We start from the raw sequence: 16642 nt of genomic DNA on the forward strand, positions 1-16642 counted from the left end.
GATTGACTATATTAGGGATAAATACTTATTTAACCCAACAATACCCCAATGGCGCGCGTTTTGCTTTCAACAACAATTAACGGAAATTATCAGCAAGGACAAAGGTTATGACTAAAGAAGGCTGGATTAAGACAACATGTGCCTATTGCGGAGTCGGTTGCGGTGTTGAAGCGAGACCAAAAGCAAACGGTCTTCTGGAAATAAGAGGCGACAAACAGCATCCCTCCAATTATGGCAAACTGTGTACCAAAGGTATCGCACTTGGGGATACGGTCATTACCGACGGTCGCCTTTTATCACCGATCCATCGCACTCGCAGCATTGATGCTTTAGAGGAAAAGTCTATGACTTGGGATGAGGCGACGTCTCTTGTCGCTGAACAATTCCAGAAGGCCATTCAACAACATGGTCCTGACTCTGTCGCATTCTATGTATCAGGTCAGTTGCTCACTGAGGATTACTATGTCGCCAACAAACTCATGAAGGGCTTTATTGGCAGCGGCAATATCGATAGTAATTCCAGGTTATGTATGGCCTCGAGCGTCGTAGGCCATAAACGTGCTTTCGGCAGCGATACTGTCCCCGTGGTCTATGAAGATGTCGAACTGGCTGACTTGGTTGTCATTACTGGTTCTAACTTGGCGTGGTGTCATCCGGTCCTTTTTCAACGCTTAAAGACTGCTAAGCAGAATAATCCAAACATGAAAGTGGTGGTAATTGACCCTCGTCAAACCGCAACTTGTGAGCTTGCCGATCTACACCTCGCCATTCATTCTGGCAGTGATGTTGCTCTGTTCAACGGGCTATTGAATCATCTCTCACTGACGGGACAGCTCAACGCAAACTACATAGAACACCATACGCAAGGGTTTGATGACGCGTTGGCCGTTGCGAAGCAGACGGTCGACGTTGGTTCCATCACAGGGCTAACTCAATCGCAACTTGAAGAGTTTTACACTCTGTTTGCTAACACCCCAAAAACCGTCACCATCTATTCGCAAGGCGTTAATCAATCCAGCAGTGGCTCGAACAAAGTCAACAGCATTCTAAATTGCCATCTCGCTACAGGCAGAGTTGGACAGCCTGGCATGGGCCCCTTCTCTGTCACTGGGCAACCTAATGCAATGGGAGGAAGAGAGGTAGGTGCACTGGCAAACACATTAGCAAGTCATATGGAGTTTGATAATCCACAGCATCACTCATTAATTAGTGAGTTTTGGAAAACCTCCACTCTTGCCACTAAGCCTGGCCTTAAAGCGATCGACCTGTTTGACGCAGTCGAAGCAGGAAAAATCAAAGCGATTTGGATCATGGCAACCAACCCCATGGTGAGTCTACCTAACTCAGAAAAAATAAAATCAGCGCTACAAAAGTGCCCGTTTGTAGTGGTCTCGGATTGTATTAAGGAAACCGAAACCGCCCAACTAGCTGACGTGCTTTTACCCGCACAAGGTTGGAGCGAGAAATCGGGCACGGTCACCAATTCTGAGCGCCGTATTTCAAGACAACGTCGATTGCTTCCCAGCCCTGGCATGGCTATGCCTGATTGGTGGATAGTAAGCGAGGTGGCAATGAAAATGGGTTTCACCAATGCTTTTGATTATCTACATGAGGGGCAAATCTTCAACGAGTATGCTCGCATGACGACCTTAGGTAATGAGGGCGGTCAACAGCGTGATCTGACATTAAGTGGGTTAACTCAGTTGGATGACAAAGGCTATAACACGCTTATTCCGCAACAATGGCCAGTGTTAACGTTACAAACCGATATCGTCAACCAGCGATTGTTTAACCAACATCAGTTTTATACTGCTGACCAAAAAGCACACTTTGTCGCCACGGGTTATCAAGCCCCACAACAAACAACCAGCAATGCACTGCCTATTTTGCTTAACAGTGGCCGGACGCGAGATCATTGGCACACCATGAGCCGTACTGGATTGTCACCTCATCTGGCCTCTCATACTCCAGAACCGTTTATAAGCCTGCATCCTGATACAGCGCTCATGTGGGGACTTAAATCTGGAGACATCGCAGAGCTATCCAACCCACACGCCAATATTCACATGCGGGTAGCGGTAGATTCCGACGTGACTGCTGAGCACGCCTTTGTACCCATTCACTGGAACTTAGCAACCGCCAGTAATGCAAAAGCGTGTAAACTTATCTCGCCCAATACTGACCCTTTTTCTGGCCAACCCGAATTCAAACATACCCCAGTATCAATAGAGCTTTGGCCAAAACAGTGTGAAGCGTTGCTCATCAGCCGCACTCCGTTAAGCCTCATTGACATGGATTACTGGGTGAAACAGAAGGTTGAATCCGGCTACTTGTATCGTATAGCCTCGAAATGTGATGCCATGTCGCTCATCGTACAGCTCACAAACATCATTGCTGTAAAGAACAACAAAACGCTGTCATTTGATGGAGGTATTACGGATTTGGAACATCGCAAAGCAGTCATTAGCGCCAATGTTATGCAACGAGCCTTTATCGTAAAAACCACGATACAAGAACATGACCTAGACTGGTTGACATCTTTGTTTGAGCAATCAGTCAACGACCATCTGGAAAGCCAGTTTATGAGTCGAACCTAATCTCCTCGACATAGCCGAATCGAATAGAGCATTGACCTGTCTACGTTTTAGGCGCTTAATGTATATTTACGTGAACCGCTGTTATTGTCAGATAACACTGAAATTTTTATCCGATAATTAATACTATATTTAAACAACAGCCACCTAGCGTTAAGCTCCGAATGCATAAAAACAAAGTAAGCAGGTAGATATTATGAAAGCAGTGACCAAACAATACGCCGTGATTGGTTTAGGGCGTTTTGGAATGAGTATCTGTAAAGAGTTATCTGAAGCCGGTGCTCAAGTTCTTGCTATCGACATCAATGAAGATCGTGTAAAGGAAGTGTCTAAAATCGTCGCACAAGGCATTATTGCCAACTGTACGATAGAAGAAACCGTTGAAGAGCTCAGACTGAATGAGTTCGACATGGTGATGGTATCCATAGGTAATGACATCAATGCCAGTATTCTCACCACACTGGTGCTTAAAGAAGCCAAAGTGAAGAAAGTGTGGGTTAAGGCGAATGACAAGTTCCAGTACAAAATCTTGCAAAAGATAGGGGCAGATAAAATCATCATGCCTGAAAGAGATATGGGTATCCGAGTAGCGCAGCGTATGCTTGATAACCGAGTGATTGCTTTCAATGAACTAGGAAGTGGCTTAGCGCTAACCGAAATCGTCGTTGGCAATAAGTTAATGGGCAAAACCTTGGCTGACGTCGCCATTTGCCAAGCTAGCAATGTTAAAGTACTGGGATTCAAGCGCGGTCCTGAGCTGGACGCCAACCCAAAAATGAGTCAAACACTTGAAATTGGTGACATGATCATTGTTGCTGGCCCAGAAAAAGACCTGCACGAAAAGATCAGACTGTCATGAATCGTCGTTTCCAAAAAGGTCTGATTTACCCGATTAAACTCACTAGGAAATCAGCAGTACCGTCAGAGCCTTACCTTATAGTAGCAAGCTTTTTGGCGGTTTTAGTACCCTCTGCTTTGCTGCTGACACTACCCGTATTTTCGGTTACCGGATTGAGCTTTAGCGACGCCTTCTTTACGGCGACATCCGCTATCAGTGTGACTGGACTCGGTGTGGTCGATACTGGTCAGCATTTCACGACTTCAGGGAAAGTGTTACTGATGCTGTTGATGCAAATTGGCGGCCTTGGGCAAATGACGCTTTCAGCGGTTTTACTCTACATGTTTGGTGTTAGATTAAGCCTAAAGCAACAAGCTTTGGCCCAAGAAGCGCTTGGCCAAGATCGCCGGGTCAATATTAAAGGGTTAGTGAAGAAAATCATCATTTTTGCCTTCATTGCTGAAGCTATCGGTGCGGCCGTTTTAGCTATGCGTTGGATCCCCGAAATGGGCTTGTCTCAAGGCGTGTTTTATTCGATATTTCACGCGATTTCCGCCTTTAATAACGCCGGCTTCGCTTTGTTCTCAGATAGTATGATGAGTTTCGCATCAGAGCCAGTCGTTCTGCTTGTTTTGTCTGGGTTATTCATCTTCGGCGGGTTGGGCTTTACCGTGGTCAGTGATCTTGCGATCAACGGTAAGAAAGGCTTTTCTAGGCTAGGGCTACATACAAAAATCATGCTCACTGCCACACCCATCTTGTTGTTGGGCGGCACACTGTTTTTCTTCTTACTGGAACGCACCAACCCAGAAACTTTAGGGGCTTTACCTCTTGGTGGACAATGGCTCTCCGCATTCTTCCAGTCGGCAAGTGCTCGTACTGCTGGCTTTAATAGCGTTGATATCGCTCAGTTTGGGCAACCTGCCCTACTGATTATGATTATCTTAATGCTGATAGGTGCAGGCTCTACATCGACAGGTGGTGGTATTAAGGTATCGACATTCGCAGTTGCCTTCTATGCCACATGGGCATTCTTAAGGCAGAAACAATACGTGGAGATCTTTAATCGCACTGTTAGTTGGCAGACCGTCACTAAGTCGCTTGCAATCATAGTGGTGAGCGGTGCTATTTTGACTATCGCCATGTTCTTACTTATGGTCACCCAACAGGCAAAATTTGAACAAGTGTTGTTTGAAACCATATCGGCATTTGCTACCGTCGGACTAACAGCAGGTTTAACTGCTCAACTCAATACCGAAGGTAAGTGGATTATGATTGTCGTGATGATTATTGGTCGTGTTGGACCACTAACCTTAGCCTACATGCTAGCCAGACCAAAACCGACATTACTAAAATACCCTGAAGACAACGTCCTGACAGGTTAATAACGGTAAACTAAAACAGGCGCGGTCAATGGCTGCGCCTGTTTATTACTTAACAACTTGAGTGTGGAGTCTCGCAATAACCATTCCAGTATTGGTTTGCTTTCTCGGATGCTTGTTGCCAATCCCCTGAAATTGAAAACAGCGCTGCCGTCAATGTGGATACAACGGTATTTGCCATCAACTGCATTTCTTCTTGCGGTGTCTGTAATGGACAGTGTTGTGGAAGCGCTAGTTCGGCCATACTTTCTTCAACGTACTCAGAATGAATCGTATCGGATTCGACCCACCACACAGTTTGGCTTACTTTCGGATTGTATTCCGTTTCACCACCTTGTCCCTTGAACGATAGCATTCGTTGATAGTCATTGTTGTCTCTTCCATGTCGAGCGAGAAGATGTTCGACTTTGGCGTGCAGTTCTTGGAAACCCGGGTGAAAACTTCCTCGCATACCAAAAGGTGCATTCGCTGGATTCAGGGCTCGAATAACAGTATTGATCGGTGTTCTTAGACCGTAGCGATGCTTCCAATCCAACATTTTCTTGGCGAGTGGACAAAAGTGGTTCAGCGGTAAATAGGCAATATTATCGCGGTCAAGAAGTTGCTGTGCATGAGCTAAATCCTCCGCTTTGGAAATATTGAGTGTACCCAAACAGTCTTTTGCATGTAAGCGATCACTTTCTTTATCCAAGTCGCCATGCAACACCACCCGTACACCATGTTCCGCCAAAATGCTCGCAGCAATAAGATGCCAAGGTTTTCCCGATGACTGCCCTACTCTTTTACCCGCATATAATGGCCAGTCGAAATCAGCGCTAATATCTGGGTAATGAGGTTTCAAACCTTCCACGAAGCCCGCGATTTCCTCTGGGGTTTCGTCGCGGACGCGGATAAGCATCATCAACATAGCCATTTGATCATCACCGATCTGTCCATCGATAAACTCTTCCATCACTTGCTTAGCTTGTTCCTGAGTTAACGGACCACGTCCACGAGACCCACGGCCAACCGTGCGAATACACTCTTTAATAATCGACAAACTTAATCCTTTTTATATGTACTGACTCACCCATTGTAATCCAAGAATTAGCCATCGCCACAACATATCCCTTACTCAATAGAAAAAAGGTGCGCCTCGAATGAATGAGAACGCACCGTCGCCAACTGATTATTAGTGAGACACTTTATGTCACGCTTCTTATTTAGAAGTCTTCATGTCACTGCAAGAACATTGCCAGTTATTAAAGTCACTAAATATCAACAATTTGTATCTATTTCTTTGTATTTACCACGTCTTACTGTGATCTATCATCATGCAGTTGCACCAATAGTGTGATTCTTAACTTTGTTGTTTCTCAAAACTGTTACAACGCTCTGATGGATTGTCAGTCGTCCACAACTACTATAAAGAGCGGGCCATAACAGCGATTTCAGCCCGAGGTGAAAGCTCTAAGCCAATGAAAGGACTCGATAATGAAAACAACGACTACAACACTTGCTATGGTGTGTCTTGCCACTTCTGCCGAGGCTGGGAAAGCATTTGACGACCCGCTGACCTCATTAGACACCAATCGTTGGTTTATCGCCGACGGGTGGGAGAACGGTTATCCGTTTTTAAATCGATGGCAACACGACCACGCAGAATTTAGTCCACAGGGGTTGGCACTCAACTTATCCAATATCATCGACAATCATGGCTATCCAGAGATCGTATCAGGAGAGATACGCACTCAAGGCTTTTATGGGAACGGCTGTTTTGAGGTAGAAATGAAGCCTGTCAAAGCGGAAGGTGTCGTGAGCGCGTTCTTCCTGTTTGCAGGTCCCTACGATCAGCCTGAAAGTGGCAATGGAATCCATAACGAAATTGACATTGAATTTATTGGCCTGAACACCAACTTGGTACAGTTTAATTTTTGGAGTAACGACGATAGCTACGAGCAGCGTAATGAATATATTCACTACCTAGATTTTGACGCCGCAGATGAGTTTCATAAGTACGCCATAGAATGGAATAGAAACACCATAAAATGGTACATCGACGATGAACTGGTATACAAAGTGCGCAATACTGAAACACAACCTATTCCTAGCCAATCCGATACGAAGCTAAGAGCGATGATGAATATCTGGGCCACCGCGCCAGAGCTCTCAAACTGGGCTGGGTTGTACGATCAAAGTACTGGCGCTCACCATTCGGCCCACTATCGAAATTTCCGTTTCACACGTTCGAAATGCAATAACTAGCTATCTCTTAAGGTGATTTTGAGTGTGATAAGAACCTATTTACCCAACAACTGAACCGTCTGTCGTCAACGTGACCAAGTCATTAACTAAGATTCCAGTTATTTACTTCACCATCGCGTCGATTTACGTATACTGCACACGTCTCTTACCATTTGAACAGCGATAATATATGCACAGTACAATCAAGTTTATAGCAACGGACATGGATGGCACACTGCTAGACCCAAACGGTCAACTGACTCCAGATTTTTTCCCTCTCTACGAGCGTATTAAAGAGCAAGGTATTCACTTTGCACCAGCTTCCGGCCGTCAGTATTACAGCCTTAAAGACATGTTCTCTTCTATTCAAGATGAGCTGATTTTTATCGCCGAAAACGGCACGCTGGTCATGCAAAACGATGAGGAGCTTTACAGCTGCACATTGGATACGGCCGCCGCAAAAGAGATCATCAAAACTGCCCGATCTATAGATAACACTTATATAGTTCTATGCGGTAAGCACTCAGCCTATATTGAAACTCAGGATCCTAGAGCGCTTGAAGAAATCCGTAAATACTATCATCGATACGAGTATGTCGAAGACCTACTCTCTGTCGAAGACGATTTTATCAAGGTCGCGATCTGCAACTTTGAGGGGGCTGAGCAACATGTTTTCCCAGCCATCAATGATCATTTTGGCAATGAGTATCAAGTGGTGGTAAGCGCAAAAATATGGTTGGATGTCATGAATAAAGAAGCCTCAAAAGGGGCTGCTATTCGTTTCTTGCAACAGCATTTAGGGTTTAAGTTTGCAGAAACAATGAGCTTCGGTGACTACTTCAATGACGTTGAAATGTTAAAAGAGAGCTACCACTCTTACGCTATGGACAATGCACATCCTGAGATAAAAAAACTGAGTCGCTTTATTGCTCCAAGCAACAATGAAGCAGGCGTCTTGAAAGTGGTAGATAAATACTTAGCCACCGTCGAGTGATACAAAAAGAGCATGTCATCGACATGCTCTTTTGATTTAGATTATTTTTCTTGCCAGCGTGCAGCCGCTTCGGCGTCGGAGTCTCGTGACTCAACCCAACGCGTCGACTCTGTCGTTTGCTCTTTTTTCCAAAACGGAGCTTTGGTTTTAAGGTAATCCATTATGAATTCGCAAGCTTCAAACGCAGATCCACGATGAGCACTAGATACTCCAACGAATACGATTTGGTCACCGGCATCCATATCACCCACGCGATGAATTACACGAATACCATTTAACATCCAACGCTCTTCTGCTTCATCACAGATCTTTTCCAGCGAACGTTCTGTCATTCCCGGATAGTGTTCTAGTGATAACCCGGTAACATTGTCGCCTAAGTTCATATCGCGAACTTTGCCGGTAAACGTGACAATTGCACCCGACGCTGTACCTTCAGCCAACGCATCGTATTCAGCGCCCACTGAAAAGTCTTCGTGTTGAACGGATACTCTTAAGGTCATGTTAACCTCCCGTTACCGGTGGAAAGAAAGCCACTTCATCGCCGTCTTGAACTTTCTCATCCAGAGCAACAATATTTTGATTAAGAGCAGCAAGCAACTTACCACTTTCAAGAGCTAGTTCCCACTTACCTTGCTGAGCGGCAAGATGGGCTCGAATATCTTCGATTGTGGCAAACTCAGCAGCAAGCTCCACACTGTCTTGACCAATCAGCTCGCGAGTTTGTGCAAAGAAAAGTACTTTAATCATGATTCCACCTTGAAGTGTCCTGATTTTCCACCCGTTTTTTCGAGTAGACGAACGTTTTCAATAACCATGTCTTTTTGTACCGCTTTACACATATCGTAAATAGTCAAAGCCGCCACAGACGCAGCTGTTAACGCTTCCATTTCTACGCCAGTTTTACCTGCTAGCTTACAAACAGACTCGATACGTACTTTGTTTTCCGCTTCGATAGCTTCCAGCTGTACTTCCACTTTAGACAGTAACAACGGATGGCACAAAGGAATAAGATCCCATGTTTTCTTAGCCGCTTGAATACCTGCGATACGTGCAGTAGCAAACACATCACCTTTGTGATGGTTGCCTGAAGTAATCATCTGCAGAGTTTCTGGTGCCATGTGAACAAAAGCTTCGGCCCTTGCTTCACGCACCGTCTCGGCTTTGGCCGATACATCGACCATGTTTGCTTCGCCAGAGGCGTTGATATGGGTAAATTCGGACATGACTTTCCCTAGATGATTACTTACTTAGATGAGGCATGAAGTTACATGGGCGGTGGCTAGCATCAAGTTGCTGCTTGATGATCTTCGTCCAACCTGTGCGACATGCTCCAGTCGAGCCTGGCATCGCAAAGATAACCGTGTGGTTTGCAAAACCTGCGATTGCACGAGATTGGATAGTTGATGTGCCAATTTCCTCGTAAGAAACTGCACGGAATAGCTCACCAAAGCCTTCCACTTGTTTGTCGAATAGTGGAACGAGTGCTTCAGGCGTGCTGTCACGAGAAGTAAACCCCGTACCGCCAGTGATCATTACCGCTTGCACACTCTCATCAGCGATCCATTTCGACACCACTGCGCGAATTTGATAGATATCGTCAATAACGATTTGCTTATCCGCCAGTGTGTGGCCTGCTTCTTGTAGATTCTCGACTAAAAAGCGACCTGACGTGTCATTTTCTTCGGTACGTGTATCCGATACGGTTAGCACTGCGATATTTGCAGGCACGAACTTGCTTTCTGCGTGACCCATGATTATTCACCCTATAAAATTTTTACGTATTTTTTCGCGGTCTATTAGCCGCCGATAGATGCCAAATGCGGTGTCATCCCTGAATTACCGTCATGCAGGAAATGACTGACTGATTTGGTCTGTAATTGTGCTTGAATTCGTTCGATCAGAGCGCTCTCTTGAGCGTCGTCTTGAAGTAAGTCGCGTAGCTCTACACCATGGTCACCAAATAGACAGAGGTGCAGTTTGCCCATTGCCGACACACGTAGACGATTACAACTTTCACAGAAGTTTTTCTCGTATGGCATGATAAGGCCGATCTCACCTTGGTAGTCCGCATGAACAAAAACTTGAGCTGGGCCATCATTTTGACTTCGAGCTTTCAAGATCCAACCGTTGGCAATCAGTTGATTACGAATGTCAGTGCCGGAGACATGATGCTTGTTAAATAGCTCGTCCATTTCGCCAGTTTGCATCAACTCGATGAAACGCAATTGAATCGGACGATCTTTGATCCAGTTGAGGAAGGCAGGAAGCTCTTTGGCATTGAGATCTTTCATCAATACCACATTGACTTTGACCTGCTCATAGCCGACTTCAAACGCTCGGTCGATGCCAGACATCACTTCAGTAAATTTGTTTTCACCGGTGATCTGGTGGAACATTCTTGGATCGAGACTATCTACACTTACATTGATATTGGTAAGGCCAGCTTGACGCCATGTATCAACTTGTTTAGCCATTCGATAACCATTGGTCGTCGTTGCTACCTTCGTAATACCCGGTGTATTCGCTACCGTTTCAATGATCTGAGGGAAATCTTTGCGCAAACTCGGCTCACCACCAGTGATTCGTACTTTGGAAGTACCACAATCTGCAAACGCGGTAACCACGCGTTTGATTTCTGGAAGCGTCAAAAAGGCTGGTCTTTTGTGACCAGGCGGTTTGTAGCCATCAGGGAGGCAATATGTACACTTGAAGTTACAGACATCTGTAACCGAAAGACGCAAGTAATAGAACTTGCGATTAAATTTATCTTCGAATTGTTGCGCCACGGAACACCTTTCCAAACACGGGAGGCACAATCATTTCCAATTATGCCCTTGTGACAAATTGTCACTGGCTCTAGAAGCTTATCTTTGGTTCGACTTAGCGCGTAGAGCTCGGAGTTATGGCAGTTACCGCATAATGAGTCGGTAACAGCTTTTGAGTAAAATACTCAATAACGGTATGGTTTTCCAGCCTTCATGTCAAAAAACCTTACATATTCGTCATTTTTATTATAGTTGAGTATCTCAAATGAACAATTTAACCTATGTTACAAAGTTCAGATAACTCAAAAGAAGTACAAGATGAGCATATATTCATCAAAGAAAGTCGTGGCCATTGGTGGTGGTCATGGGCTGGGTCGTATGTTGGCGGCTTTGAAGGAATTTGGCGGGAATGCCACTGGTATCGTAGCTACTACAGATAATGGTGGTTCTACTGGGCGCATCCGAGAATGTCAAGGCGGCATCGCTTGGGGTGATACTCGTAACTGTATTAATCAGCTGATTACCGACCCGTCTATTGGCTCCATGATGTTTGAGTACCGCTTTAAAGGCTCTGGCGATCTAAACGGCCACAACCTTGGCAACTTAATGCTCACTGCGCTGGATAACTTGTCCGTTCGTCCACTTGAAGCCATACATTTAATCCGCAAGCTTCTCGCGGTTGATGTCAATATCATTCCAATGTCAGAACATCCATCTGACCTGACAGCTCTCTCTGTCGACGGTAAATGGGTGACAGGTGAAACATCCGTTGATGAGATGGAACAAGATTTACAAAGATTGGATCTTGACCCCGTCGTACCCGCCACCAAAGAAGCAGTAGAAGCGATTACTCAAGCCGATTGTATTATTCTCGGACCAGGCAGTTTCTTAACCAGTATTATGCCACCGCTGCTTCTCGCTGATTTGAGCCAAGCGATCTGCCAGAATCAAACCGCTAAAGTCGTATTTGTCGAGAACCTATCACCCGAATATGGCCCAGCTGGCCGCATGACATTAGAACAGAAGCTGCTGTGGTGTGAACGTGCACTTCAAGGCAGAAAACTGGACGTTGTTTTAGGTGAAGAAGCACACTCTGATATTTGCAGTCAATGGAACTGCGTTACCCTTCCTCTGGCATCGCCAAATAGAGATTGGCGTCATGACCGAGTAAAACTAAAGCATGCTATCGAGTCACTGCTTTAATAATTGATGCAAAAGAAACGGGGGCGCCAAATGGTGCCCCCCGTTTTGCAACTCGGTGATGACATTATTTAATCGACTCTAAGAATTCTATATAGCAAGAGTGTGTTTCCGAAAGATTCGCCAGCATACTGTCGACCTGAGCTTGATCTTCTCGTAATTTGCCACCTTTCACTTGAGCGTCGATATCAACAGCAAACTCACACAGTGACTCAGCTCCAAAGCTAGCTGCACTACTCTTAAGCGCATGGCAGATTTCCTTCATGTGCGACATTTTTTCGGTTAAATCACCTTCACTTAACTGCGCCTGATATGTCACCAACTCTCCGGTGAAAATCCCTAGAAGAATAGGAATGTTATCTTGACCAATCTCGCGAGTGAGCTGCTCTACTTTTTCTCGATTCATAAACTTCATGCTTTCTTCTCGCTTGCATTCCATGCCTGTATTTTGCGGTAGATTGTCGAGGGGCTCACGTCCAAGTGTTTCGCTGCTTGTGGAATGTTACCGTCACACGCTTCTATCGCTTGCTCTATGGTGGTTTTTTCAGTTTTCCACAAAGGTTGGATGTCCTGTGGCCCAAATGATACTGATACCACATTGCTTGAGTTTGCGGGCTTAATCGCTGGCTCATTCAAAGGCGGCGGCAACATACTTAACTCTATTTCTTTACCCTGATTCAATACCACCACATTGCGCAGTACATTCTGTAATTGGCGGACATTACCTGGCCACTCGTACTGAATGAAGCGGTCAATGACGTCTTGAGCAAAGCGCACAAAACTCTTACCTTCTTCATGCGACATAAAGCCTAATAACGAGTAGGCAATTTCAATCACATCTTCTTCACGCTCTCGAAGCGGTGGCAAATGAAGAGGGATAACATAAAGTCGGTAGTATAAATCTTCTCTAAATCGCCCTTCTTGTACTTCTTTCCAAGGATCTCGGTTGGTCGCACATACGAAACGTACATCCACTTTCTTCATACGTGAAGACCCCACTTTTTGGAAGGTACCCGTTTGAATAAAGCGCAGTAGTTTAGTTTGTAGATCAAGATCCATTTCACAGAGCTCATCAAGAAACAGCGTGCCGCCATCAGCGAGCTCTGCCGCACCTTGTCGGTCACTTGCCGCCCCCGTAAAGGCACCTTTGACATGACCAAACAGCTCACTCTCAATAAGATCTTTTGGTATGGCGGCACAGTTGATCGCAATAAATGGCTTATCGCCTCGTTTACTCGCAGCGTGGATCGCCTCTGCGCACACTTCCTTACCTGTACCACTTTCTCCAGTAATAAAGATACTGGCCTTACTGGAAGCGGCAGAGTCAATAGTGCGGTAAACCGCCTGCATGGGTTGGCTGCTGCCAATGAATCCTTGGTAGTTTTGGCTACTAGAATCATTAATCTCATTACGTAGCTTAGAAGCTTTGCGGATGGCGTTGGTTACCGTCACGCGAAGTCGATCGGCTTCGCACGGTTTGATTAAAAAGTCCTGCGCGCCATGCTGCATAGCGTCTACCGCAATGTCGATAGAACCATGAGCTGTCATAAAGATGACAGGAACATCGGGATTGAACTCTTTTACAGCGTCCAATACATCCATACCCGTCATGTCGGGAAGTCGTAAATCCAGTAGAATGAGGTCAGGCGTCCGGTGCGCTAAACTTTGAATTGCATCTCTACCGTTTCCAACGATATTGATATCTATACCCAATGGAGATAGATATGAGCGATACAGCGCAGCAACGGAAGCCGTGTCTTCTACCATAAGTAGATAGCGAGACTTGGGCTCGTCGAATAGTTGTTGCATAGTTCCTAGCTAACTGTTGATTATAATTTGGTCTTTATAAGAATATTCGCATTTTGCAATTTTTATCCAATAAAGACCATTTTTATTTTGCTGTTTATATTTGAAACAGCCTATCAAACTCAACCAAAACTTTTAACTATTAGCAATAAAATGCTGTCTAAGTTTTTCTATTTCATCACGTTTTTCTGCGGCTAGTTCAAATTCTAGGTTTTGAGCATGCAGGTACATCTCTGCTTCTAATTTTAGAATTTGTTTTTCTAGATCTTGAGGTGATAGTGCCACATACGCTTGAGAAGGCTCAGCCACTTTCGATAACGGTACTTGTTTTCCTTTCTTGGGCTTACCACCCTTGGCCACGCTGCCAATCTCCATAATATCTTTGATATTACGTTTCAAGGCCATCGGGACCATACCGTTTTCAACGTTATAAGCATGCTGCTTTTCACGACGGCGGTTGGTTTCATTGATGGCTTTTTGCATGGAATTGGTAATGCGGTCACCGTAAAGAATCGCCTTACCTTTTAGGTTACGTGCAGCTCGACCTATGGTCTGAATCAGGGAGCGCTCAGAGCGCAAGAAACCTTCTTTGTCAGCGTCAAGTATAGCTACCAATGACACCTCAGGCATATCTAGACCTTCTCGTAGTAAGTTAATACCTACTAACACGTCAAATTCACCCAATCGTAAGTCGCGTATGATTTCAGTCCGCTCCACGGTATCAATATCTGAGTGCAAGTAACGTACTTTGACGCCATGTTCACTCAAGTACTCAGTAAGGTCCTCGGCCATACGTTTTGTTAGTGTAGTTACTAACACACGCTCATCTATCGCTGATCGAGCGCGTACTTCAGATAGCAGATCATCAACCTGAGTTGCTACAGGACGTACTTCAATTTCTGGGTCAAGCAAACCAGTCGGACGAACAACTTGGTCAGCGACATCGCCATCCGATTTTTCCAGCTCATAAGTACTAGGTGTTGCCGAAACAAAAATAGTCTGTGGTGCAATCATCTCAAATTCATCAAACTTGAGGGGGCGATTGTCTAACGCTGAAGGTAATCGGAATCCATACTCCACCAGCGTCTCTTTTCTTGAACGGTCCCCTTTGTACATGGCTCCAATTTGAGGCACGGTGACGTGAGATTCATCGATAATCAATAAACCGTCAGCAGGGAGATAGTCAAACAGTGTCGGAGGCGGCTCTCCCTCACTTCTTCCGCTGAGATAACGTGAGTAGTTTTCGATACCAGAACAGAAGCCAAGTTCGTTCATCATCTCAATATCAAATTGAGTCCGTTGCGAAATACGCTGTTCTTCAAGTAGCTTGTTATTATCTTTTAGATACGTCTGTCTAGCTGCTAACTCTACTTTGATATTCTCAATAGCATCTAAAATACGATCTCTAGGCGTCACATAGTGAGTTTTTGGGTAAATCGTATAGCGAGCAATGTCTCGCTCAGTAATCACTCCGGTAAGAGGATCAAAGAGACTGATGCAGTCGATTTCATCGTCAAACATTTCCAATCGAACCGCTTCTTGATCGGATTCCGCTGGGAAGATATCAATGACCTCCCCTCTAACTCGGAACTGACCACGCTCAAAGGCCACATCATTTCGAGAATATTGCAGTTCGGCCAGACGCAATAGAATATCCCGCTGGTCAATAACCGCACCTCGAGTAACATGCAACATCATCTTCAGGTAAGAGTCTGGGTCACCCAAACCATAAATCGCTGATACTGAAGCCACAATGATGGCATCTTTTCTCTCTAGTAATGCCTTAGTCGCAGATAAACGCATTTGCTCAATATGTGCATTGACTGACGCATCTTTCTCAATGAAGGTATCGGTGGTAGGCACATAAGCTTCAGGCTGGTAGTAGTCATAATAAGAGACAAAATATTCAACCGCATTATTTGGAAAGAAGCCTTTCATTTCACCATACAGCTGAGCCGCAAGAGTTTTGTTTGGTGCTAACAGAATCGCTGGTCGCTGAGATTGCGCAATCACATTGGCAAGCGTGAACGTCTTACCTGACCCGGTCACGCCGAGCAATGTTTGGTGTGCTAAACCAGAATCCAGCCCATCGACTAGCTGCGCGATGGCGGTAGGTTGATCTCCAGAAGGTTGATAATCCGAAACCAATTCGAAGTGTTTTGCCATAATGCGATTCCTTTGTTAACGAACCTAGTATTTCACCCCTAGCCGACAGAATTTGCAACCTAAAGCTCGCTATCGGGCAGACTTTTTGATATTGTATTCGCCCTGCTCGGCGTCACAGCCAAATAATTATTGTTAATTAATCCACGACTTTTCCCCAATCAATCGATAAAAGTGTCTTATTCACACAATTCTCAATTCTGACATTAATTTTACCTTTCCGTTTAATTCCAGAAGATTCAGCAAGTTACCATCAAAGCTTTAAACTTATTCACAACCTCTTGTTCTTGCATTTCACCTACTTCTAATTTGATACAGTGTAATTAACACATTTATCCACAAATTTGGTGGATAAGTAAAATAGCCTTATACCCAGCAAGGCATACAGAAAAGTAAAGTTTTTTCTTCGGTTTTTTTTCTGCTTTTTTTTGCAGAAAAATATTGACTCTATCTGGTGAGATAGCTAACATTCGCCCCGCTTAAAGCAATTCCCCCTTAGTTCAGTTGGTAGAACGGCGGACTGTTAATCCGTATGTCGCAGGTTCGAGTCCCGCAGGGGGAGCCAAATTCCAAAAAAGCCGTGTCGAAAGACGCGGCTTTTTACGTTTCAATGCGACGAAACTCGTACCGAGCTTTATGTCGCAGAGCTCGCCGCCCGCGTCCGAGTCCCTCATGTG

15 protein-coding genes, 1 tRNA gene and 1 riboswitch are annotated in these 16642 nt (G+C 45.0%); of the genes, 7 read left to right on the forward strand and 9 right to left on the reverse strand.

Annotated elements, in window-relative coordinates; all coding sequences use genetic code 11:
• Positions 1–107: 107 nt before the first annotated feature.
• From HOP38_RS11220 to HOP38_RS11230, 3 genes are all read left to right on the forward strand, one after another.
• On the forward strand, positions 108–2597 hold the full coding sequence (locus HOP38_RS11220; protein WP_198558078.1) for a molybdopterin oxidoreductase family protein: 2490 nt from the start codon (positions 108–110) through the stop codon (positions 2595–2597).
• Between the two features lie 193 nt (positions 2598–2790).
• Positions 2791–3453, forward strand: coding sequence for a potassium channel family protein (locus tag HOP38_RS11225; protein ID WP_006072958.1), 663 nt, complete (start codon positions 2791–2793; stop codon positions 3451–3453).
• Positions 3450–4817, forward strand: a complete 1368-nt coding sequence (locus HOP38_RS11230; protein ID WP_038229531.1) for a TrkH family potassium uptake protein — start codon at positions 3450–3452, stop codon at positions 4815–4817. The genes HOP38_RS11225 and HOP38_RS11230 overlap by 4 nt, the downstream gene beginning before the upstream one ends.
• A 49-nt stretch (positions 4818–4866) precedes the next feature.
• On the opposite strand, the gene HOP38_RS11235 is transcribed toward HOP38_RS11230, so the two are convergent.
• The gene (locus tag HOP38_RS11235) at positions 4867–5853 is read right to left on the reverse strand and encodes a glycosyl transferase family protein (RefSeq protein WP_006072956.1); all 987 of its coding nucleotides are present in this window, start codon (positions 5851–5853) and stop codon (positions 4867–4869) included.
• Positions 5854–6287: 434 nt separating this feature from the next.
• On the opposite strand from HOP38_RS11235, the gene HOP38_RS11240 reads away from it, so the two are divergent.
• Together HOP38_RS11240 and HOP38_RS11245 are read left to right on the forward strand one after the other, a co-directional pair.
• Positions 6288–7058, forward strand: coding sequence for a glycoside hydrolase family 16 protein (locus HOP38_RS11240; RefSeq protein ID WP_198558079.1), 771 nt, complete (start codon positions 6288–6290; stop codon positions 7056–7058).
• Between the two features lie 169 nt (positions 7059–7227).
• Entirely contained in the window at positions 7228–8031 is an 804-nt protein-coding gene (locus tag HOP38_RS11245; protein ID WP_198558080.1) for a Cof-type HAD-IIB family hydrolase, read from the forward strand.
• Between the two features lie 41 nt (positions 8032–8072).
• On the opposite strand, the gene moaE is transcribed toward HOP38_RS11245, so the two are convergent.
• The 5 genes from moaE to moaA all read right to left on the reverse strand — a co-directional run bounded on the left by moaE (position 8073) and on the right by moaA (position 10817).
• A complete protein-coding gene (gene moaE, locus HOP38_RS11250; RefSeq protein ID WP_198558081.1) occupies positions 8073–8531 on the reverse strand; it encodes a molybdopterin synthase catalytic subunit MoaE in 459 nt (152 codons plus the stop codon).
• A 1-nt stretch (position 8532) separates the two neighbouring features.
• Positions 8533–8778: a molybdopterin synthase sulfur carrier subunit gene (gene moaD / locus HOP38_RS11255; RefSeq protein WP_006072952.1), complete on the reverse strand. Its 246-nt coding sequence runs from the start codon at positions 8776–8778 to the stop codon at positions 8533–8535.
• Entirely contained in the window at positions 8775–9254 is a 480-nt protein-coding gene (moaC, locus tag HOP38_RS11260; protein ID WP_006072951.1) for a cyclic pyranopterin monophosphate synthase MoaC, read from the reverse strand. Before moaC ends, moaD begins: the two co-directional genes overlap by 4 nt.
• Before the next feature lie 16 nt (positions 9255–9270).
• Positions 9271–9783 carry a molybdenum cofactor biosynthesis protein B gene (moaB, locus tag HOP38_RS11265; RefSeq protein ID WP_006072950.1) on the reverse strand — a complete coding sequence of 171 codons (513 nt, stop codon included), beginning with the start codon at positions 9781–9783 and terminating at the stop codon, positions 9271–9273.
• A 44-nt stretch (positions 9784–9827) separates the two neighbouring features.
• Positions 9828–10817, reverse strand: a complete 990-nt coding sequence (gene moaA / locus HOP38_RS11270; protein ID WP_198558082.1) for a GTP 3',8-cyclase MoaA — start codon at positions 10815–10817, stop codon at positions 9828–9830.
• Positions 10806–10943, reverse strand: a riboswitch (molybdenum cofactor riboswitch). Its footprint overlaps the gene before it by 12 nt.
• A gap of 171 nt (positions 10944–11114) precedes the next feature.
• Between moaA and HOP38_RS11275 the strand changes: the two genes are divergently transcribed.
• Complete coding sequence (locus HOP38_RS11275) at positions 11115–11999, forward strand: YvcK family protein (RefSeq protein WP_006072948.1); 885 nt, start codon at positions 11115–11117, stop codon at positions 11997–11999.
• Between the two features lie 64 nt (positions 12000–12063).
• On the opposite strand, the gene luxU is transcribed toward HOP38_RS11275, so the two are convergent.
• The 3 genes from luxU to uvrB form a co-directional block, all read right to left on the reverse strand.
• Positions 12064–12411, reverse strand: a complete 348-nt coding sequence (luxU, locus tag HOP38_RS11280; RefSeq protein WP_198558083.1) for a quorum-sensing phosphorelay protein LuxU — start codon at positions 12409–12411, stop codon at positions 12064–12066.
• Entirely contained in the window at positions 12408–13805 is a 1398-nt protein-coding gene (luxO, locus tag HOP38_RS11285; RefSeq protein WP_096442391.1) for a quorum-sensing sigma-54 dependent transcriptional regulator LuxO, read from the reverse strand. Before luxO ends, luxU begins: the two co-directional genes overlap by 4 nt.
• A 132-nt stretch (positions 13806–13937) precedes the next feature.
• Complete coding sequence (uvrB, locus tag HOP38_RS11290; RefSeq protein ID WP_198558084.1) at positions 13938–15968, reverse strand: excinuclease ABC subunit UvrB; 2031 nt, start codon at positions 15966–15968, stop codon at positions 13938–13940.
• A gap of 486 nt (positions 15969–16454) precedes the next feature.
• On the opposite strand from uvrB, the gene HOP38_RS11295 reads away from it, so the two are divergent.
• Positions 16455–16530: transfer RNA gene (locus HOP38_RS11295), tRNA-Asn, on the forward strand.
• The last annotated feature ends 112 nt before the right edge of the window (positions 16531–16642 follow it).

Source organism: Vibrio mediterranei (genome assembly GCF_013364395.1).
Classification (GTDB): Bacteria; Pseudomonadota; Gammaproteobacteria; order Enterobacterales; family Vibrionaceae; genus Vibrio; species Vibrio mediterranei.